Source organism: Aeromonas sp. S18(2024), from assembly GCF_041402525.1.
GTDB classification, from domain to species: Bacteria; Pseudomonadota; Gammaproteobacteria; order Enterobacterales; family Aeromonadaceae; genus Aeromonas; species Aeromonas enteropelogenes.
Genome location: NZ_JBGLQV010000008.1, coordinates 78,992 through 98,208, shown reverse-complemented (window position 1 = coordinate 98,208; position 19,217 = coordinate 78,992). Strand labels below are relative to the sequence as shown.

21 protein-coding genes are annotated in these 19,217 nt (G+C 58.8%); 6 read left to right on the top strand and 15 right to left on the bottom strand.

The features are described from left to right. Window positions 1–34: 34 nt before the first annotated feature. Together ptsP and rppH are read right to left on the bottom strand one after the other, a co-directional pair. Window positions 35–2,314 carry a phosphoenolpyruvate--protein phosphotransferase gene (gene ptsP / locus ACB034_RS14485; RefSeq protein ID WP_371173116.1) on the bottom strand — a complete coding sequence of 760 codons (2,280 nt, stop codon included), beginning with the start codon at window positions 2,312–2,314 and terminating at the stop codon, window positions 35–37. Between the two features lie 14 nt (window positions 2,315–2,328). Next, a complete protein-coding gene (rppH, locus tag ACB034_RS14480; RefSeq protein WP_042070448.1) occupies window positions 2,329–2,856 on the bottom strand; it encodes an RNA pyrophosphohydrolase in 528 nt (175 codons plus the stop codon). Between the two features lie 733 nt (window positions 2,857–3,589). Here rppH and mutH point away from each other — a divergent pair. Together mutH and ACB034_RS14470 are read left to right on the top strand one after the other, a co-directional pair. Continuing rightward, entirely contained in the window at window positions 3,590–4,264 is a 675-nt protein-coding gene (gene mutH / locus ACB034_RS14475) for a DNA mismatch repair endonuclease MutH (protein ID WP_216993098.1), read from the top strand. Between the two features lie 82 nt (window positions 4,265–4,346). Next, window positions 4,347–4,670: an isoamylase early set domain-containing protein gene (locus tag ACB034_RS14470; protein ID WP_042070451.1), complete on the top strand. Its 324-nt coding sequence runs from the start codon at window positions 4,347–4,349 to the stop codon at window positions 4,668–4,670. A 108-nt stretch (window positions 4,671–4,778) separates the two neighbouring features. Here ACB034_RS14470 and rplS read toward each other — a convergent pair whose 3' ends face one another. The 5 genes from rplS to ffh all read right to left on the bottom strand — a co-directional run bounded on the left by rplS (window position 4,779) and on the right by ffh (window position 8,296). Further along, window positions 4,779–5,126 carry a 50S ribosomal protein L19 gene (gene rplS, locus ACB034_RS14465; protein ID WP_005308701.1) on the bottom strand — a complete coding sequence of 116 codons (348 nt, stop codon included), beginning with the start codon at window positions 5,124–5,126 and terminating at the stop codon, window positions 4,779–4,781. 32 nt (window positions 5,127–5,158) lie between these two features. After that, entirely contained in the window at window positions 5,159–5,908 is a 750-nt protein-coding gene (gene trmD / locus ACB034_RS14460) for a tRNA (guanosine(37)-N1)-methyltransferase TrmD (RefSeq protein WP_005308699.1), read from the bottom strand. 34 nt (window positions 5,909–5,942) lie between these two features. Next, entirely contained in the window at window positions 5,943–6,464 is a 522-nt protein-coding gene (gene rimM / locus ACB034_RS14455; protein WP_124240686.1) for a ribosome maturation factor RimM, read from the bottom strand. A gap of 24 nt (window positions 6,465–6,488) precedes the next feature. Further along, window positions 6,489–6,737 carry a 30S ribosomal protein S16 gene (rpsP, locus tag ACB034_RS14450; protein ID WP_005308695.1) on the bottom strand — a complete coding sequence of 83 codons (249 nt, stop codon included), beginning with the start codon at window positions 6,735–6,737 and terminating at the stop codon, window positions 6,489–6,491. Window positions 6,738–6,919: 182 nt separating this feature from the next. Then, window positions 6,920–8,296, bottom strand: a complete 1,377-nt coding sequence (gene ffh, locus ACB034_RS14445) for a signal recognition particle protein (protein WP_005308693.1) — start codon at window positions 8,294–8,296, stop codon at window positions 6,920–6,922. A gap of 204 nt (window positions 8,297–8,500) precedes the next feature. On the opposite strand from ffh, the gene ACB034_RS14440 reads away from it, so the two are divergent. Then, a complete protein-coding gene (locus tag ACB034_RS14440) occupies window positions 8,501–9,289 on the top strand; it encodes an inner membrane protein YpjD (protein WP_371173115.1) in 789 nt (262 codons plus the stop codon). Window positions 9,290–9,330: 41 nt separating this feature from the next. Further along, window positions 9,331–10,611, top strand: a complete 1,281-nt coding sequence (locus ACB034_RS14435; RefSeq protein ID WP_371173114.1) for an HlyC/CorC family transporter — start codon at window positions 9,331–9,333, stop codon at window positions 10,609–10,611. 33 nt (window positions 10,612–10,644) lie between these two features. Here ACB034_RS14435 and ACB034_RS14430 read toward each other — a convergent pair whose 3' ends face one another. After that, window positions 10,645–11,112 (bottom strand): Rrf2 family transcriptional regulator, encoded by a 468-nt coding sequence (locus ACB034_RS14430; protein ID WP_026456667.1) that lies wholly within the window; start codon window positions 11,110–11,112, stop codon window positions 10,645–10,647. A gap of 112 nt (window positions 11,113–11,224) precedes the next feature. Here ACB034_RS14430 and hmpA point away from each other — a divergent pair, with 112 nt between their 5' ends. After that, a complete protein-coding gene (gene hmpA / locus ACB034_RS14425) occupies window positions 11,225–12,418 on the top strand; it encodes an NO-inducible flavohemoprotein (RefSeq protein WP_371173113.1) in 1,194 nt (397 codons plus the stop codon). Window positions 12,419–12,515: 97 nt separating this feature from the next. Here hmpA and ACB034_RS14420 read toward each other — a convergent pair whose 3' ends face one another. The 6 genes from ACB034_RS14420 to ACB034_RS14395 all read right to left on the bottom strand — a co-directional run bounded on the left by ACB034_RS14420 (window position 12,516) and on the right by ACB034_RS14395 (window position 17,451). Beyond that, a complete protein-coding gene (locus tag ACB034_RS14420) occupies window positions 12,516–13,115 on the bottom strand; it encodes a tetratricopeptide repeat protein (RefSeq protein WP_224211572.1) in 600 nt (199 codons plus the stop codon). Window positions 13,116–13,471: 356 nt separating this feature from the next. Further along, a complete protein-coding gene (mdh, locus tag ACB034_RS14415) occupies window positions 13,472–14,407 on the bottom strand; it encodes a malate dehydrogenase (protein ID WP_042070459.1) in 936 nt (311 codons plus the stop codon). A gap of 221 nt (window positions 14,408–14,628) precedes the next feature. Further along, window positions 14,629–15,291 (bottom strand): arginine ABC transporter permease ArtM, encoded by a 663-nt coding sequence (gene artM, locus ACB034_RS14410; RefSeq protein ID WP_371173112.1) that lies wholly within the window; start codon window positions 15,289–15,291, stop codon window positions 14,629–14,631. A gap of 3 nt (window positions 15,292–15,294) precedes the next feature. Continuing rightward, entirely contained in the window at window positions 15,295–15,945 is a 651-nt protein-coding gene (artQ, locus tag ACB034_RS14405) for an arginine ABC transporter permease ArtQ (RefSeq protein WP_026456672.1), read from the bottom strand. A gap of 3 nt (window positions 15,946–15,948) precedes the next feature. Beyond that, a complete protein-coding gene (locus ACB034_RS14400; RefSeq protein WP_042026679.1) occupies window positions 15,949–16,686 on the bottom strand; it encodes a transporter substrate-binding domain-containing protein in 738 nt (245 codons plus the stop codon). 24 nt (window positions 16,687–16,710) lie between these two features. Beyond that, window positions 16,711–17,451, bottom strand: a complete 741-nt coding sequence (locus ACB034_RS14395) for an ATP-binding cassette domain-containing protein (RefSeq protein WP_371173111.1) — start codon at window positions 17,449–17,451, stop codon at window positions 16,711–16,713. A gap of 202 nt (window positions 17,452–17,653) precedes the next feature. Between ACB034_RS14395 and argR the strand changes: the two genes are divergently transcribed. After that, on the top strand, window positions 17,654–18,124 hold the full coding sequence (argR, locus tag ACB034_RS14390; RefSeq protein ID WP_005340378.1) for a transcriptional regulator ArgR: 471 nt from the start codon (window positions 17,654–17,656) through the stop codon (window positions 18,122–18,124). Window positions 18,125–18,223: 99 nt separating this feature from the next. Here the strand turns inward: argR and ACB034_RS14385 are convergent, their stop codons facing one another. Further along, a complete protein-coding gene (locus ACB034_RS14385) occupies window positions 18,224–19,129 on the bottom strand; it encodes a Dyp-type peroxidase (protein WP_223379859.1) in 906 nt (301 codons plus the stop codon). Window positions 19,130–19,217: the final 88 nt, after the last annotated feature.

Genomic DNA, 19,217 nt, shown 5'->3' with positions numbered 1-19,217 from the left:
CCGATCATTCGTCAGCAGGGACAAGGCATGATTATCAATCAGTCTGTTTGACCTTGTGGCCCGCCCGCAACAAGCCGCCCAGCCCATGTTCTTCCAGATAGCGGGCAAACAGGCCGCGCAGCATGTGGGGATTGTCGTGCTTGAGGCCGTCCGCCAGCAGCGTGGTCAGCTCATCCAGCCGGGACTGGCGCAGCACGTACTTGATGCGGGCGATGTTGTGGGTGTTCATGCTGAAGCGGCGATAACCCATGGCCAGCAGCAGGAGCACGCCGACCGGATCCCCGGCCAGTTCGCCACAGACCGAGACCGGCTTGTGGTAGCGGCGAGAGGCATCGGACAGCAGTTGCAGGGCGCGGATCACCGCCGGATGAAAGGCGTCATAGATGCTGGCGACCCGGGCGTTGTTACGATCCACCGCCAGCAGGTACTGGGTCAGGTCATTGCTGCCCACCGACCAGAAGTCGATGAGGGGAGCCATCTCCGGCAGGATATAGAGGGCGGAGGGCACCTCTATCATCACCCCGAGACTGGGGTAGCGGATCTCGGCTCCCCGGCCGACCGCCTCTTCCGACACTTCCCGCCAGGCCTGATCCAGCAGGCGGCGGGAGGCCTTGATCTCGTTCACGCTGCTGATCATCGGCAGCATGATGGCCAGATTATCGAGCCCTTCGCTGGCACGCAGCATCGCCTTGAGTTGCACCAGGAACAGTTCGGGGTGATCCAGGGTAAGCCGGATCCCCCGCCAGCCAAGGAAGGGGTTCTCCTCGACGATGGGGAAATAGGGCAGCTGCTTGTCACCCCCTACGTCCAGGGTCCGCATGCAGACGGGACGATTACGGTAAGTCTCCAGGATGCCGCGATAGCGGGCGGTCTGCTCCCACTCTGACGGGAAGCTATCCTGCAGCATGAAGGGGATCTCGGTGCGATAGAGACCGACCCCGTCCGCCAGATGATTGAGGGCAATCTCGGTATCGGCGCTGAGGCCGGCGTTGAGCAGCAGGGAGACGGGGGTGCCATCGGCGGTTTCCGACGGCTGGTTGTCGACACTGCGCACCAGGGTATCGAGGGCCCGCTCCTCATTGAGCAGTTGGCGATACTCGGTGAGGATCACCTGGTTGGGCTCGATGAAGAGATCGCCGCTGTAGCCGTCGACCACCAGCATGCGGCCGCCGATATCGCCGAGCGGCAGATCCACCCCCATGATGGCCGCCACCCCCATGGCACGAGCCAGGATAGCCGCGTGGGAGTTGGTGCCCCCCTTGAGGGAGACCACGCCGCTCAGAAACTCGCGCGGGACTTCGGCCAGTATGGTGGCGGTCACCTCATCGGCGACCAGCACCACGGGTTCACCGATGGAGATATGTTCCGGTTCGTTTTGCACCAGCCGGCTGATGAGGCGCAGGGCGATGTCCTTCACATCGGCGGCGCGCTCCTGCAGATAGGGATCCTTCATCCCCTTGAACTGCTCGATCAGACGATCGCTGATGATCTTGACCGCCGAGACCGCCGTCCAGTGCTCCTTGCTCACCTTGTTGCGGATCGGCTTGATGTAGCCGGGATCGTTCAGCAGGTGCAGGTAGATATCGAAGATCGCCACCGAGTCCTGGCTGTAGCTCTCGCGAAAACGCAGCGCCAGGCTCTCCAGATCGTGGCGCACCTCCTCCACCGCCTCTTCCAGCCGAGCCAGCTGCTTGCCGTGCTCCTCATCCTTGCGCGGGGTGATGGAGTTGAGCGCCTTGCGGGGCCGCCACACCCAGGCCTTGGCCATGGCGATGCCGCTGGCCCCGGCGATGCCGCGCAGGGGCTTGCTCCAGTCGGTCTTCTGCAACCACCCCTTGGCCTGGGCCTGGGCGATGCGCGCCGCCAGCTGGGCCGCCAGGGTGACCATGAAGGACTCTTCCCCCTCATCGAAACGGCGACTCTCTTTTTGCTGGGCCACCAGGATGCCGACCACCTGGCGCTGATGCATGATCGGGGCGCCGAGGAAGGAGCGAAACGCCTCCTCGGCGACATCGGGCAGAAACTTGAAGCTGGGGTGTGCGGGGGCATCGGCCAGGTTGATCAGCTCTTCACGCTGACCCACCAGACCGACGATGCCCTGCTCGAAGGGCAGAGTGACCTTGCCAACGGCAGAGGGGGCCAGACCATCGGTGGCCGCCAGCCGGTAGCGGCGCATGTCGGGTTCCGAGACATAGACGGAGCAGCAGTCCACCTTCATGGCATGCCGGGTCTGGCTGACCAGGGCCTGCAGGGCTTGCTCGAGGGTATTGGCCTCGGCCATGCTCTCGACGATACGTCTCAGTTCCGTTAACAACTAATCTGTGCTCCTTAGCGTGCGCGATGACGCCGCCCATCCTTCTTGTTGACCTGGGTTGCCGCGACCGGCATCGCCAGCGGGGCAAATTCCTTCATGACCCGACGATAAACCTCCCGTTTGAACGAGACAACCTGGCGCACCGGGTACCAGAAGCTGACCCAGCGCCAATCATCGAATTCGGGATGGCCATGACAGCCAAACTGGATCCGGGACTCCCTGCCCGAATTCAGCTGCAACAGGAACCATTTTTGTTTTTGGCCAATACAGACCGGTGAACTGTCCCAACGGACGAGACGCTTGGGTAAGCGATACTTTAGCCAGTTACGACTGGTGGCCAATATGGTCACATCTTCGGGCTTGAGGCCAATCTCCTCATACAGCTCTCGATACATGGCCTGTTCCGGCGATTCACCATCATCAACCCCCCCCTGCGGGAACTGCCAGGAGTGCTGCCCATAGCGCTTAGCCCACAATACTTGTCCGTCACGGTTACAGATCACGATACCGACATTGGGACGAAATCCGTCGCCATCAATCACGTGATCACCTTATAAAGGCTGAATCTATAAAGAGATTGTTCCACATTCACCCCGTGGCAGCAAACAAGGAGTGAATCCCCCGTTTCATGAATAACTTTCAATTTCAAACATACTTATAAACAAATCCCAGGATCTGCGACGGCAAGTTGCCCACCCAGACTGTGCATAAAGCTGTTAGTAAACGGGTATATACAGTACTTTTTGATGATGAGTAAAAATGCCAACGGTATATCCCCATCCCGTAGCTAACAAGTAAAAACATTATTATACATATAGTTAAATGTAAAATAGCGGTTCTGGATCCTCGATGGCGACCCCGCAGGATCCACGCCATGGATTGTGAACAAGTCCAACTGTTCAAAGATCCACCGCGGCCAAATTATCCACAGGAGTGGCACACTATCTGCCCGCTTTCCCCTGTAAAAATGGGGCGGCATTCACATTTTTTTGTAACATCTCGGCGACTCTTCCCAGTTACATTCACTTATCCAAGATTTCTGTGGATAACTGTGTGCAACATCAGGCGCAAACCCTTGGACAACTGTTTTAAGCTAAAAAGCCACTCTTTACTGGCCTCGATAAAATAACCAAAACCCTTTAAAATCATTGAGATGTGCTGATAACAGCCAAATTATCCCCATTTGCCCGCCGCCATGCAGGATCGGCTATAAAAACAGCGATCCTTCTCTGGATCCAGGCTGGCGAGGAGAGAACGAACAAGATGGAACCAAGTATGCCAACCAATCCCCAATCCGAGCAGGAGTTGCTGGCCCGCGCCTATGCCATGGCAGGTCTCACGCTGGCCCAGCTGGCTGCACAGGCGGGCATAGCCGTTCCCGGGGATCTGCGCCGGGACAAGGGTTGGGTCGGCCAGCTGATAGAATGGCAGCTGGGTGCCAGTGCCGGCAGCAAGCCGGAGCAGGACTTCCCGGATCTCGGGATCGAGCTCAAGACGATCCCCATCGATCCTCAGGGCAAACCGCTGGAAACCACCTTCGTCTGCGTTGCCCCGTTGATCGGTGTTACCGGCCAGCGCTGGGAGGAGTCAAACGTGCGCAACAAATTGTCACGGGTACTCTGGATCCCGGTGGAAGGTAGCAGGGAGATCCCTATCGGGGAGCGCAGAGTCGGTATGCCGCTGATGTGGAGCCCGAACGAAGAGGAAGATCGACTGCTGCGTCAGGATTGGGAAGAGCTGATGGACATGATAGTGCTGGGAGAAGTGGAGCAGATCAGTGCTCGCCACGGCCAGGTGATGCAACTGCGACCCAAGGCGGCCAACAACAAGGCGCTGACCCGGGCCATCGGCCGTGATGGTCAGCCCATCATGACGCTGCCACGGGGCTTCTATCTCAAGATCAACTTTACCCACGGCCTGCTGCAACGCCATTTCGCCCTGCCGGTTTAACCTGCCGTATCAACATCCTTGTCATAAGCTGGTATAAAAATAGGCGGGAGCCAATTTTTATACTCACTGACAAGGAGGCGTCATGCCACTCATCAAGCAATTCCTCAAATCAAAACCCGAAGTCAAAGTCACCTTTGCCGTGGAGAAAGAGGCGGCAGCAGGCGCCGAGCAGGTTCGCCTGCTGGGCGAATTCACCCAGTGGCAGCCGGTCGATCTGAAAAAGATGAAGAGTGGCGAGTTCAAGACCACCCTCAACCTGCCCACCGACGGGCCCGGTTATTTCGAATATTGCTACCAGCTCATCACCCCTGAGGGGGAGACCCTCTATGACAACGACTGGGAGGCCGATGGCTATGTGCCAGGCCCCTTCGGGCGGGACAACTCTGTGGTGCGGGTGAACCAGTAAGGCTCCCTCGCCAGTTCAGACGCAGAAACAAAAAAGGCTCGCCATTGGCGAGCCTTTTCACTACCTGTCGAGCTTTTCGCCGACATATCGACACCAATTCGAATCGAATTAGTTGAGCTTCTCTTTGATACGAGCAGCTTTACCGGACAGGTTGCGCAGGTAGTACAGTTTGGCGCGGCGAACATCACCACGACGCTTCAGTTCTACACTGTGGATCAGCGGAGAGTGAGTCTGGAATACACGCTCAACACCTTCGCCGTTGGAGATCTTGCGAACGGTGAAAGCAGAGTGCAGACCGCGGTTACGCTTGGCAATCACGATGCCTTCGAAAGCCTGCAGACGCTCTTTACCACCTTCTTTAACACGAACTTGAACACGTACGGTGTCGCCCTGGGCAAAAGCCGGGATGTCGGTACGCATTTGCTCTTGTTCAAGCTGCTGAATAATCTTGCTCATTGTCTTTCCTTACCTAGGATAAACTGAAAACTCTACTTAACGCTGTCACGCACTTCGCGGACATACTCGGCAAGAAGTGATTCTTGCTCGTCAGTCAGAGCTAGGTTGTTAATAAGTTCCGGCCTTCTTTGCCAGGTTCGTCCGAGCGATTGCTTGAGACGCCAGCGCCGAATCACTTCGTGATTGCCGCTTGTCAGCGCCTCGGGCACCGCCAGCCCATCCAACACCTCCGGCCGAGTATAGTGGGGATGATCCAGCAAGCCATCCGTAAAGGAGTCCTGCTCGGCACTGGCCTGATCACCCAAAACCCCAGGGACCAGACGCGAAACCGCATCGATCAGGGTCATGGCAGGCAACTCGCCACCACTTAACACGTAATCCCCGATAGACCACTCTTCGTCGACTTCGGTTTGTATCACGCGTTCATCGATACCTTCGTATCGACCGGCTACCAGAATCAGTTTCTGATTCGTCGCCAACTCGGTTACGCCCGCTTGAGTCAGCTTGCGTCCCTGAGGAGAGAGATAGATGACTTTCGCCCCGTCTCCCGCCGCTTGCTTGGCTGCATGAATCGCGTCACGCAGCGGCTGAACCATCATTAACATGCCGGGCCCACCACCATAAGGACGATCATCGACCGTACGGTGCTTGTCGTGGGTAAAGTCCCGGGGGTTCCAGCACTCAATCTGCAGCAGGCCACTCTTGACGGCCCGACCCGTTACCCCGTGCTCGGTAATGGCTCGGAACATTTCAGGGAAGAGGCTAATTACCCCAATCCACATAAGAAACCTCCGGCACTCGTGTTACCGCGGGAAACTAGAAACCAGGATCCCAATCAACTTCGATTGTTCGAGCAGTCAGATCAATATTCTTGATCACCTGCTCTTCCAGGAACGGAATCAACCGCTCCTTTGCACCAAAGGCATCTTTTACATTGGCCTCAACCACCAACACATCGTTGGAGCCGGTTTCCATCAATTCGGTCACCTTGCCCATGTCGTATCCCTTGGTGGTCACTACGGAGCAACCAATCAGGTCACGCCAGTAGAACTCGCCCTCGGGCAACGCAGGCAACAGATCGGCGAGTACGCCAATCTCGACATTGGTCAATGCCAGGGCTTCCTCGCGCACGTCGATACCATCGAGTTTGCAGATCAGACCCTTGTTGTGACGTTTCCAGGACGAAACCCGAATTTCACGCCACGCCCCGTTCTGATTGATCAGCCAGGGGTTGTAATCGAAAATCGCTTCGGCAACATCGGTGAAGGAGTTCACTTTAAGCCAGCCCTTGATGCCGTAAACGGTACCCAGGGTGCCCAGAACTACAGGTTTTTCCACCTTAACTCCTTACCGTTTGGCTGATTAAGCAGCTTTGGCAGCGTCTTTGATCAGCTTGGCAACGCGGTCAGAAACAGCGGCACCAGTAGCAACCCAATGCTCGATACGAGCCAGGTCCAGGTTCAGCTTTTCAGCGTTACCAGAAGCAACCGGGTTGAAGAAACCAACGCGCTCGATGAAACGACCGTCGCGGGCGTTACGGCTGTCAGCAACTACTACCTGGTAGAACGGACGCTTTTTCGCGCCACCACGTTGTAAACGAATGGTTACCATATCGTCCTCATTAACATCTAATGAACAAGGCCCGCAAACACGCGGACCCTAGCTTAAAATAAGCCGCATAATTCTACTTGGATTCGTAATAATTGCAACCAAGCCAGCCATTTTTTGCGCAGAGCCGCAATGAAAAGGGTCTGCCAATGGCAGACCCTCACTCGCTACGTCAGCCCGAATAATCAGAACGGACCGCGGCCACCACCGAAGCCGGGAGGCAGCATGTTCTTCATCTGGCTCATCATCTTGCGCATGCCACCCTTGCCGGACATTTTCTTCATCATGCGCTGCATCTCGGTGAACTGTTTGAGCAGCTTGTTGACGTCCTGCACCTGCATGCCGGAACCCGCAGCGATACGGCGCTTGCGGGAGCCCTTGATGAGGTCGGGATGGGCACGCTCCTTGGGTGTCATGGAGCTGATGATGGCCTCCATCCGCACGGTGAGCTTGTCATCCATCTGATCCTTGACGTTGTCCGGCAGGCCGGACATGCCGGGCAGCTTGTCGAGCATCCCCATCATGCCGCCCATGTTGCGCATCTGGGCCAGTTGCTCGCGGAAGTCTTCCAGATCGAAGCCCTTGCCACTCTTGACCTTGCTGGCCAGCTTGGCAGCCTTCTCTTTATCGACGGTGCGCTCCACCTCCTCGATGAGAGAGAGCACATCGCCCATGCCGAGGATGCGAGAGGCGAGACGATCCGGGTGGAAGGGCTCCAGCGCGTCTGTCTTCTCGCCCATACCGATGAACTTGACCGGCTTACCGGTGATGTGGCGCACCGACAGGGCGGCGCCGCCGCGGGCATCGCCGTCCGCCTTGGTGAGGATCACGCCGGTGAGCGGCAGCGCCTCGTTGAACGCCTTGGCGGTGTTGGCGGCATCCTGACCCGTCATGGCGTCGACCACGAACAGGGTCTCCACCGGCTTGATGGTGGCGTGAAGGTGTTTGATCTCCTCCATCATCTCGCCGTCGACGTGCAGACGACCGGCGGTATCGACGATCACCACGTCATAGAACTTCTTGCGTGCCTGATCGATGGCCGCGTTGGCGATGTCCACCGGCTTCTGGCTGGCATCGCTCGGGAAGAAGTCGACGCCGATGTCGCCGGCCAGGGTCTCCAGCTGCTTGATAGCCGCCGGGCGGTAGACGTCCGCACTGACCACCAGCACCTTCTTCTTGTTGCGCTCCTTGAGCAGCTTGGCCAGCTTGCCGACCGTGGTGGTCTTACCGGCACCCTGCAGACCCGCCATCAGGATGATGGCCGGAGGCTGGGCCGCCAGATTGAGCTGCTCGTTGGCCTCCCCCATCACGGAGACCAGTTCGCCGTGCACAATCTTGATGAAGGCCTGGCCCGGGCTCAGGGACTTGGCCACTTCCTGGCCCACCGCCCGCTCCTTGACACGAGCGACGAAGTCACGCACCACCGGCAGGGCGACGTCCGCCTCGAGCAGCGCCATGCGAACTTCGCGCAAGGTATCCTTGATGTTCTCTTCGGTCAGGCGGCCACGGCCGCTGACGTTGCGCAGGGTGCGCGAGAGTCGTTCAGTCAAATTCTCAAACATGACGCATTCCGGTTCTTGGCGTAACAAATGGGGGCATTATAACCCAGAGCTGGCGCGAGAACGATTATTCACCGCACTGTCGCAGCAAGCGCCTTCCTCCCTATATATGGGCAGATCGGCGGCAGCACAACTGGCGAGCATATCTTGTGCAATGTATACTGCGCCTCTTGTATCCCTAAATGCTTGTGCAACAACGACCTGGTTATGATCGTGATCTCTGTTCTGGCCCTGGCGTTCTATCTGCTGGCCATCGTCGCCTCCCTGCATCTGTTACTGAGCGCCAAGCCGGTGGGACAGCGCCCCCTGTTCGCCTGCATTGGACTGGCCCTGATGACTCACGCTGGCGCTCTCGGCTCGGAAGTGCTGCTGAGTTCCGGCCAGAACCTGAGCATGCTGAACGTGGCCTCGCTGGTCAGCCTCATCATCAGCTGCTTCATGACCTGCGTTACCCGCCGCTTCAACGGCTGGATCCTGCTGCCGGTGGTCTACAGCTTCTCGGCCCTGCTGCTGGCCGCCAGCGCCCTCATTCCCGGTCGCTACATCACCCATCTGGAAGCCCATCCCCAGCTGTTGCTGCACATCGGCCTCGCCCTGATGGCCTACTCGGTATTGATGATCGCCTGCCTGTTTGCGCTGCAGCTCGCCTGTCTGGACAAGCAGCTGAAATCGAGAAAAATCAGTCAGCTGCCGGCCATGCCGCCCCTGATGACGGTCGAGAAGCGTCTGTTCCAGCTCATCTCTGCGGGTGTGTTGCTGCTCACTCTTTCCATCGCCTCCGGCCTCTTCTTCCTTGAGGACATGTTCGCCCAGGGCAAGTCCCACAAGGCAGTGCTCTCCATCCTGGCCTGGTGTGTCTATGTACTGCTGCTGTGGGGTCATCACACCTATGGCTGGCGCGGTCGCAAAGTGATCACCCTGAGCCTGATTGGCAGCATCATCCTGACCCTGGCCTACTTCGGCAGCCGCTTCGTCAAAGAAGTGCTGCTGAGCTGACCCGTTCTACCCTTTAGCGACACCATCCACAGGAGCCCTTCTTGGACAGCATCTCAACGAGCACATTGCTGATTGTTCTCGTTTTCTTGATCCTTCTATCCGCCTTCTTCTCCAGTTCCGAAACCGGTCTGATGTCCATCAACCGCTATAAGCTGCGGCATCTGGCACAGACCAAACACAAGGCAGCACGCCGCGTCGAGCAACTGTTGTCCCGACCCGATCGCCTGCTGGGGCTGATCCTGATCGGCAACAACCTGGTCAACATCCTGGCGTCGGCCATCGCCACCATCGTCTGTATCCGCCTGTTTGGCGATCTCGGGGTAGCCGTCGCCACTTTCGGCCTGACCCTGGTGGTGCTGGTCTTCGGCGAGGTCACCCCCAAGACCCTGGCGGCCATGTTTCCGGAGAAGATCGCCTATCCCGCCTCCTGGGTGCTCAAGGGATTGATGGTGCCCCTCTCGCCCTTCGTCTGGATGATCAACGGCATCACCAGCGGCCTGCTCAAGATGCTGAGGATCAATCCGAACAAGGATGACTCCCTCAATACCGAGGAGCTGCGCACTATCGTCAACGAGGCGGGCAACCTGATCCCCCAGCGCCACCAAGAGATGCTGCTCAGCATCCTGGATCTCGACAAGATGCTGGTCGAGGACATCATGGTGCCCAGAAATGATATCTACGCCATCGACATCAACGACGACTGGAAGACCATATTGCGCCAGCTGGCCCACTGCGCCCATACCAAGATCCTGCTCTATCGCGACAACATCGACGACGTGGTGGGCTTCCTGCACGCTCGCGACGCCCTGCGCCTGATGGCCAAGGATCAGTTCAACAAGTCGAGCCTGCTGCGGGAAGTGGACGAGATCTATTTCATTCCGGAAGGGACGCCCCTCAACGTGCAGCTGGCCAAGTTCCAGCGCAACAAGGAGCGGATCGGCCTCATCGTCGATGAATATGGCGATATCCAGGGTCTGATCACCCTGGACGACATCCTGGAAGAGATTGTGGGTGACTTCACCACCTCCATGACCCCGGCCCCCAGCGACGAGATCCACCCCCAGCCGGATGGCACCTTCCTGGTGGAGGGCTCGGCCAACGTGCGCGAGCTGAACAAGGAGATGAACTGGCAGCTGCCCATTGACGGTCCGCGGACCCTCAACGGCCTGATCCTCGAATACCTGGAGGAGATCCCTCAGCCCAACATCGGCATCCGGCTGGCGGGCTATCCCATCGAGATCCTGGAAGTGGAGAACAACATGGTGAAGATGGCGCGGATCATGCCGGCATCCTATCGTCCGGATACCCACGACGAAGATTGAAAAAGGGCTGCCTCTGGCAGCCCTTTTTAGTGCTTATTCACCCTCTTCCTCGGGCTCCAGCACCAGGGTCGGGATCAGCTCCCCGAACACCTTCTGCAACTCGTCACGGTTAGCCAGCAGATCCTGCAGCGTGTAGCTGTCCATCACCGCCAGGAAGGCATCCATCGCCTCCTTCAGGGCACTCTTCAACAGGCAGACCGAGACGATGTGGCAGGCTGGCGAGTTGCAGTCGATACCGTCGAGATTTCCCTCCAGCGCCCGGATCACCTGGCCAATGTTGACGGTCGCAGGATCGCATGCCATGCGAATGCCACCGTTCTTGCCGCGCTGGGATTGCAGATACCCCAGCTTCACCAGCTGGTTGACCACCTTCACCATGTGGTTGCGTGACACGCCGTACAAGGCCGATACCTTGGCAACACTTGAGAGCTCTCCCTCCGGCAGGGTGGCCAGATAAAGCAGGGCTCTCAATCCAAAATCTGTATAACTGGTTAGTCTCATAAAGCCTGATTAGCGCAATGCGAAAAGTGAAGTGTTGATCCAAATCAAATAAACATCTAGGATGTCATTTATTAAATGACATTTTATATGTTCAATTAGAAAGAGGTTCCCTATGCTAGACCAAACGACCGTTGCCGTCATCAAAAGCACCATCCCTTTGCTCGAATCGGCAGGTCCGGCGCTGACTCAACACTTCTATCAGCGCATGTTCAGTCATAACCCGGAATTGAAAGATATCTTCAATCTGGCCCATCAGCGCAGTGGCGGCCAACCGCTGGCACTGTTCAATGCCGTGGCCGCGTATGCGAAGAATATCGACAATCTGGGTGCCCTGGCCGGTGCGGTCGAGCGCATCGCTCATAAGCACACTGGGTTCCTGATCCAGCCCGAACAATATCACATTGTGGGTAGTCATCTCTTGGCCACGCTCAAAGAATTGGGCGGAAGTGCGATCACTGACGAGGTTCTGGATGCCTGGGGCAAGGCATATGGGGTACTGGCCGATATCTTCATCGGCCGGGAGCGGGAGATCTATCAGGAGAAGGCGGCCCAGGCCGGTGGCTGGCAGGGAACCCGCCCCTTCATTATCAAGGAGAAGCGGGCCGAGAGCGCGCTCATCACCTCCTTCGTGCTGGCTCCGGCGGATGGTCAACCCGTGCTGAACTTCAAACCGGGGCAATACCTCAGTATCAAGCTGGCTCACTCCCAGCTCGAGTATCAGGAGATCCGCCAATACTCCCTCTCCGATGCCTCCAACGGCCGGGAGTACCGCATCAGCGTCAAGCGCGAGCCCGAGGGGCAAGTCTCCAACCTGCTGCACGATCATCTGCACGTCGGTGACAGTATCGACGTCATGCCACCGGCCGGCGACTTCTTCCTGCAGGCTGACAAGACGACCCCGGTGGTGCTGATCTCCGGCGGAGTGGGCCTCACTCCCATGCTGAGCATGCTCAACCATCTGCTGGCCAGAGACCATGGCGCCAGCATCAGCTGGCTACACGCCTGTGAACGAGGGGATCTGCACGCCTTCAGGGAGGATATCCGGCACAAGTGCGCGCAGCATGACAGGCTGCAGAGCCGGGTCTGGTACCGGGAGCCGATGGCTCAGGATCAGCAGGGGAAAGATTATGACTTCCGGGGAACCATGGATCTGGCTCAGGTGGCAGAGCTGCTCGCGCCCGATGCCCACTACTACTTCTGCGGGCCGCTTGGCTTCATGCAATCCATCAAGGATCAGCTGCTCGCGGCGGGCATTCCTGCCGGACAGCTGCACTACGAAGTGTTTGGTCCCCATCAGGATCTGTAAGGCAGGTTAAACACTTTCTCCTGACGAGAAGCCAGCCGGTCACGGCACGGTAACCTCCCACTCCCAACCCACGGATGCAGATCCGTGGGTCATTTTTTCAGTGCATGGCCTTGGCCCGAGCCACCACGTTGGCGGGCATGCGGTTGCCAAGCTGCTTCAGCAGGCTCGCCGCCTTCTGGTGCAATGCCTTGTCGCCTATCACGGAGCCGTGCAACCAACGGTAGGCATCCTCGTAGTCAAGGGGACTGCCCATTCCCTGTAGCAGCATCTCGACCCACTCGATCCTGGCCCGCAGAAAACCCTGGCTGGCCGCCTCGCGCATCAGGGTTTCGGCACGCACCAGATCCTTTTGCACCAGCGTCCCCTTCCAGTAGTAGCGACCCAACTGTTCCAGCGCAGGCGCCAGTCCCTGATTGGCTGCCTCCCACATATATTGCACCCCGAGCTCGGCATTGGACTTGGTGCAAACTCCCCAGGCCAGCATATCGCCCCACAGGAACTGATAGGCCGGGATCTTCATCACCGAGGCCCGCGCCTCGATATCCTGGGTCAACTGACAGCGGTCCTGTTTGACCTGTTTGAGATGGCGCCCCTGTTCAATCCAGTTGAGCAGCTCGTCCTGGCGATAGAGGGGCACCGCTTGCAACTCGCCGACCGACAGCGGCGTCACGACAGGAGCCGGCGTCGCCTGTGGCAAGGGAGCCGCCCCCGAAGTGGCGGCCGCACTGCTTGTTGGCACAGGCGACAGGGGCTCTGCCGGCAACAGCACGGGAGCACTCGGGGTCGCGGCGGAGGGAACAGGCGCGGCGGCACTCGCAGCAGGGGCCACGGCAGCAACAGCAGGCGTCTCGCTTGGCGCAGCAGCCGACACCGCCTCGGCGCCGTACAAGGGCGAGGTAAACAGAATGCTCAGAACAAGAAGCGTAAGGGGTTTCATCATAGGGATCTCCTGCTGCTCTCTGTTATCGGCCAAAATCCCGCTCCCCTTAGCCTGTCACCTTGCCCAATAAAACAAAAGGGAGCCGAAGCTCCCTTTGCGCGAGGATGAACCGCTTATTTGACGAAGTCGACACCCAGCTGGATATCGGCTTTCAGGGTAGCCAGCATGCCTTCCATCGCTTCCTGCTCGAAGGCACTCAGCTTGCCGTAGTCCAGCACAGTCTCGACACCGTTCTTGCCGAGCAGCACCGGCTGGGCGAAGAAGGTAGCGTGCTCGCCGTTGCCTTCTACATAGGCGCACTCGATGACGTTGGCTTCGCCCTTCAGACCCTTGATGAGCGACAGACCGAAACGGCAGGCAGCCTGGCCCATGGAGAGGGTTGCGGAGCCGCCACCCGCCTTGGCTTCTACCACTTCGGTACCGGCATTCTGGATACGCTTGGTCATGGCAGCCACTTCCTCGGCAGTGAAGGAAGCCCCTTCAACCTGGGAGAGCAGCGGCAGAATGGTCACACCACTGTGGCCACCGATCACGTTGACACGCACGTTGTCGACATTCAGGCCCTTGGCGGCGGCCACGAAGGTCTCGGCACGGATCACGTCCAGAGTGGTGACACCGAACAGGCGACGCTTGTCATAGACACCGGCTTTTTTCAGCACTTCGGCGGCGATGGCGACGGTAGTGTTGACCGGGTTGGTGATGATGCCGATCAGGGCTTTCGGGCAGGTCGCCGCACACTTCTCTACCAGATTCTTGACGATACCGGCGTTGATGTTGAACAGATCGGAGCGATCCATCCCCGGCTTGCGCGCCACACCGGCAGAGATCAGCACCACGTCGGCACCGGCCAGGGCGGGAGTCGGGTCTTCACCGCAGAAGCCCTTGATGGCCACGTCGGTGGGGATGTGGCTCAGATCAACGGCAACACCCGGGGTCACGGGAGCGATGTCATACAGGCTCAGTTCGGAACCGGCAGGCAGACGATTTTTCAACAGCAGAGCGAGGGCTTGACCGATGCCACCAGCGGCACCCAGAACGGCAACTTTCATGATCAACTCCATGTTTAAGCGTAGGTTTAAGGTTGTTTGTTGTTGTGCGCCCAACCTTAATGGATCCCCCCATAAAAAACAATCTGATAACAGTTGCAATAACGGGTTATGTGAACCAGAAGACAGGCGGCGAATAAAAATGGGGAAAAATGCGAAAAATTGGAGGGGAAGCACAGATTTCCTGCATCACCCCCCACCACAAAGAGGTAGATTGACTGGTTTCAGCTCTGGAAGGTGAGGGCTCGCCGTTCACACCAGCGAAAACCAATTGTTAACAATCCGTTCATGGTCAGGTAGAGAGCCCCCGCGACGCCGAACACCGCCAGGGTGTCATAGGTCTGGGCGTTGAGACGCTGGGCCAGCCCCATGATGTCCATGATGGTGATGGTACTGGCCAGCGAACTGCCCTTGAGCACCAGGATCACCTCGTTGGAGTAGGCGGGCACCAGTCGCCGCGCCGCATGACGCACCTTCATCCACAGGGTCTGCCCCGCCGAAAACCCCAGCGCGCGGCACGCCTCCACCTCACCAGCCGGAATGGCGTCGAGTGCCCCCTTGAACAAGCGGGTCGAATAGGCAGCCGTGTTCAGGCCGAGTGCCAGCACGGCACAAAACCAGGGCTGCTTGAGCAGCGGCCAGAGCGGGCTCTGTTTAAGCCACTCGAACTGGCCGGGCCCGTAGTAGATGAGGAAGATCTGGATGAGCAGCGGCGTGCCGGTGAAGATCAGCACCCACAGCTGCACCAACTGGGTCGCCAGCGGGATGCGCCGCTCCAGCACCCAGGTCATCAGCAGCGCCAGCGTGATACCGAGCAGCAGACTGAACAGGGTCAGCTCCAGGGTGGTCAGCAGACCCCCCAGCAGGGTGACGAGATACTCTTGCATCGATTAGCCTCCGTAGCGGCGGGTGTAACGGGCCGCGAGGCCAAGGCCGTATTCGCTCACCAGGCTGATGGCCAGATAGATGAGCGCAGCGGCAGCATACCAGGTGAAGGGTTGATAGGTGCTGGCCGACGCCATCTGGGCTTGGCGCATCATCTCGTTGACCCCGATGAGAGAGACCAGTGCCGTGTCTTTCAGCAGCACCAGCCACTGGTTGCCCAACCCCGGCAGGGCGTGGCGCCAGGCCTGGGGCAGCACGATGCGAAAGAAGATGTGGCCCTTGCCAAGGCCCAGCGCCAGCGCCGCCAGCCGCTGCCCGGCGGGCACCGCATTGAGTGCCGCCCGCAGGGTCTGGGTCGCGTAGCTGGCGAACAGCAGAGAGAGCGCCAGCACGCCACAGGCGAACGGGCTGAACTCCACATACTCACCTGTGATGAGAAACAGCACCTGGGTCGAGCCGAAGTAGATGAAGAGCACTACCAGCAGCTCGGGCAGACCGCGTATCAGGGTGGTGAGCGTGGCCACCGGCCACACCAGCCAACGGCGCTTGCTGAGCTCGGCGGCGCTGAACGCCAGCGCCAGCACCATACCCCCGACCAGTGATGCCAGGGCCAGCCCGAGGGTCATCCAGGCTGCGTCCAACAACAGGCTCAACATGGCTTACTGGGCGAAGTACTTGTCGAAGATCTTCTGATAGGTGCCGTTGGCCTTGATCTCGGCCAGCCCCTTGTTCAGCTTGGTCAGCAGCTCCTGGTTGCCCTTGGCCACCGCGATGCCAAAGCCGGTACCGAAGTACTTGGCATCGGTCACAGGCTCTCCGACCACGGCGTAGTCCTTGTGCTGCTTGAGCCAGTCGGCAGCGACTGCGGTATCGGCAAAGACCCCGTCGGTGCGGCCATTCATCATGTCGAGGAAGGCGCTCTGGTAGCTGGCGTAAGGCACGGTGAGCAACCCCTTGCCGACCCAGTTGTCCACCAGATAAGACTGGTGGGAGGTGCCGTTTTGCACGCCAATCGTCTTGTCCACCATCTCTTCCGGCTGCTTGAAGGCATCCTTCTTGGCCACGAATACCGCCGAGTTCTCGTAATAGATGTCGGAGAAGTCGACCTGGGCGGCCCGCTCCGGGGTCACGTCCATGGCGGCGATGGCGGCATCATAGCGGCGGAACTTGAGGCTGGGGATCAGGCTGTCGAAGGCCTGGTTGTGGAAGCTGCACTCCAGCTTGGCCTGGGCACAGATGGCGCGGGCCAGATCGATGTCAAACCCCTGGAACTCGTTCTTCTCATCCAGATATTCGAACGGCGCATAGGTGGCCTCGGTGGCGAACTTGATCTCTTTCGCCAGCACCTGGGTACTCAGCAGCCCCATGGCGGCAACCAGCAACAGACTCTTTTTCATGACAGCTTCCTTATCGACTCAATATCAATGCATCAAGAATTCGGCAAACCGGCTGGTTTGCGGAGATTGGAAAATGGCAGCGCTACCTGATTCTATGATGCGCCCCTTCTCCAGATAGATCACCTGGCTGGCCACCTTGCGGGCGAATTCCACCTCGTGGGTCACCACCACCTGGGTAATGCCGGTCTGGCTCAGGTTGCGGATGATCTCGGCCACCTCCTTGGTGATCTCGGGATCGAGCGCCGCCGTCGGTTCGTCAAACAGCAGGACTTCCGGATCCATCATCAGGGTGCGGGCGATGGCCACCCGCTGCTGCTGGCCACCGGAGAGACGGGCCGGCCAGGCATCGCGCTTGTCGGCCAGTTGCAGCTGGGCCAGCAGATAGGCCCCCTTCTCGATGGCCACCGCCTTGCTCATGCCGAGCACCTTGACCGGCGCCTCAATGAGATTCTCCATGACCGTGAGGTGGGGCCACAGATTGTACTGCTGGAACACCATGCCCACCTTGCGCCGCAACAGTTGTGACTGGCGATTGAAGTCGGCGGCAGACAGAGTGCTCGGGAAAGAAAATTCACTCTCGCCAATGCGCAGCACACCGGCATCCGGCGTATCCAGCAGATTCATCATACGCAACAGGGAACTCTTGCCCGCGCCGCTCGGCCCCAGTAATACCAGGGTCTCGCCGGGTGCGGTCCGGAAACTGACCTGTTGCAGCACCGGCACCTTGTGCCAGGATTTTTCGATACCGACCAATTCAATACCCATACAACCAAATTGAATAAGTTTGCAAAATTTCGTCCTGATTCTACCCCTTATCAAGGCTCACGCAAGCCATTTTTGAATCAATATGCAGAACAAGCGCCGCTTCCTTGCAAAAATCGGCATATGAATGCAAAATGGCCGCGCTGTTCGTATCTGCCGCCTGCCCTCTCGCAGGCCGCTACACCTCCTCATTCGTGAGACCAAGATGAAACACAACGACAAGCAAGAAAAACTGGCCAAGGCCTTTAAAGCCTTGCTGAAAGAAGAGCGATTCGGCTCCCAGGCAGAAATCGTTACCGCCCTGCAAGAGCTGGGCTTCGAGAACATCAACCAGTCCAAGGTATCGCGCATGCTGAGCCGCTTCGGCGCCGTTCGCACCCGCAATGCCAAGATGGAGATGGTCTACTGCCTGCCGGTGGAACTGGGCGTGCCCACCACCTCCAGCCCGCTCAAAAACCTGGTGCTGGACGTCGACCACAACGGCGCCCTGGTGGTGATCCACACAAGTCCGGGTGCGGCCCAGCTGATCGCTCGTCTGCTCGACTCCCTCGGCAAGGCGGAAGGGATCCTCGGCACCATCGCCGGTGATGACACCATCTTCATCACCCCCACCAGCGACACCGACATCGAAGAGCTCTATCTCTCCGCCCTCGAGCTGTTCGAACAGACCCCTTAATCAGGCCTGACGACCCGACCTGAACGAAAAATCCCGGCCTTGGCCGGGATTTTTGTTATCTGCACTCTCTGCTGATTCGGGCTTGTTGCCAGTTCGGACTTAACGGCCCTGGGCCAGCAAAAAGTCGACCGATGGCGCGAAGAAGGCCGCCCCTGTCACCGCCCTGGTGAAGCGCAGCAGATGGTCGAAGTGGCTGCCCTCCCCCTTGTACATGCTGGCCAGCATGGCGTTGAAGTGCAGCGGTGTGCGGCAGCAGGAGATGAAGTAGAGCCCCTGCTCGGTCATGGTGCCCCAGGGCATGCTCTGGCGCAGGATCTCCATGGACTCCCCCTTCGGAGTCTTGAGGTTGACCCGCTTGATGTGGGAGGTCAGCGGCTTGTCGGCCGACTCGTATTCGATGTTGTCGGCCTTGGTGCGACCGATGATGTCTTCCTGATCCTTCAGGGCCAGCTTCTCCCAGTCGCTCATGGCGTGTACCCAGCGCTGGACGTGAACGTAGGAGCCACCGGCAAATTCGCCACCGTCGATCAGCGCCACTTCGGCGCGGTGGTCATCCTGCGGGTTCTCGGTGCCGTCGACGAAACCGGTCAGATCGCGACAATCCAGATTGCGGAAACCGCGCACCTCTTCGGCAAGCTCCACCAGCCCGGCCAGCAGCGCCATCACGCGCTGACCAGCGTGATGCAGCACATCGACCCGATCGGCACGCAGCTGGACGAAGAGATCGAATGGGGTATTGGGCGCCTCCTGACCATTGGCGGACTGGGCCATGAAGCCGCGGAACTGGGGAGGACGGGCAGCGGGATAGAGGTCATCCCAGGCATCGGCGCCGACGGCGACCAGACCGCTGAAACCGGCATCGGGAAAATCGGCGGCGACGGCCTCCCACAGGGCAGGCATCTTGGCCAGACGGGCAACCAGCTCGGCTGCATCACCGGTACGATTGAACATCAGATAGAGGGCATGCAGATTCGGCTCTGCACAGATCCCGGCTTGGGCTTTCATGTATCTCTCCCCTGTATGGGCAATGGGCATGGCGCGATTATAAACCGCTATCGGGTCAGTTCCTTGATTTCACAACGATATCAGGTCT

What these genes read in the sequence shown, in the direction of transcription:
- hmpA (WP_371173113.1), top strand. Translation starts at nt 11,225, where the DNA reads ATGCTAGACCAAACGACCGTTGCCGTCATCAAAAGCACCATCCCTTTG.
- ACB034_RS14430 (WP_026456667.1), bottom strand. Translation starts at nt 11,112, where the DNA reads ATGAGACTAACCAGTTATACAGATTTTGGATTGAGAGCCCTGCTTTAT.
- ACB034_RS14385 (WP_223379859.1), bottom strand. Translation starts at nt 19,129, where the DNA reads ATGAAAGCCCAAGCCGGGATCTGTGCAGAGCCGAATCTGCATGCCCTC.
- ACB034_RS14440 (WP_371173115.1), top strand. Translation starts at nt 8,501, where the DNA reads ATGATCGTGATCTCTGTTCTGGCCCTGGCGTTCTATCTGCTGGCCATC.
- ACB034_RS14470 (WP_042070451.1), top strand. Translation starts at nt 4,347, where the DNA reads ATGCCACTCATCAAGCAATTCCTCAAATCAAAACCCGAAGTCAAAGTC.
- artQ (WP_026456672.1), bottom strand. Translation starts at nt 15,945, where the DNA reads ATGTTGAGCCTGTTGTTGGACGCAGCCTGGATGACCCTCGGGCTGGCC.
- artM (WP_371173112.1), bottom strand. Translation starts at nt 15,291, where the DNA reads ATGCAAGAGTATCTCGTCACCCTGCTGGGGGGTCTGCTGACCACCCTG.
- rpsP (WP_005308695.1), bottom strand. Translation starts at nt 6,737, where the DNA reads ATGGTAACCATTCGTTTACAACGTGGTGGCGCGAAAAAGCGTCCGTTC.
- ffh (WP_005308693.1), bottom strand. Translation starts at nt 8,296, where the DNA reads ATGTTTGAGAATTTGACTGAACGACTCTCGCGCACCCTGCGCAACGTC.
- rplS (WP_005308701.1), bottom strand. Translation starts at nt 5,126, where the DNA reads ATGAGCAAGATTATTCAGCAGCTTGAACAAGAGCAAATGCGTACCGAC.
- argR (WP_005340378.1), top strand. Translation starts at nt 17,654, where the DNA reads ATGAAACACAACGACAAGCAAGAAAAACTGGCCAAGGCCTTTAAAGCC.
- mutH (WP_216993098.1), top strand. Translation starts at nt 3,590, where the DNA reads ATGCCAACCAATCCCCAATCCGAGCAGGAGTTGCTGGCCCGCGCCTAT.
- trmD (WP_005308699.1), bottom strand. Translation starts at nt 5,908, where the DNA reads ATGTGGATTGGGGTAATTAGCCTCTTCCCTGAAATGTTCCGAGCCATT.
- ACB034_RS14400 (WP_042026679.1), bottom strand. Translation starts at nt 16,686, where the DNA reads ATGAAAAAGAGTCTGTTGCTGGTTGCCGCCATGGGGCTGCTGAGTACC.
- mdh (WP_042070459.1), bottom strand. Translation starts at nt 14,407, where the DNA reads ATGAAAGTTGCCGTTCTGGGTGCCGCTGGTGGCATCGGTCAAGCCCTC.
- ACB034_RS14395 (WP_371173111.1), bottom strand. Translation starts at nt 17,451, where the DNA reads ATGGGTATTGAATTGGTCGGTATCGAAAAATCCTGGCACAAGGTGCCG.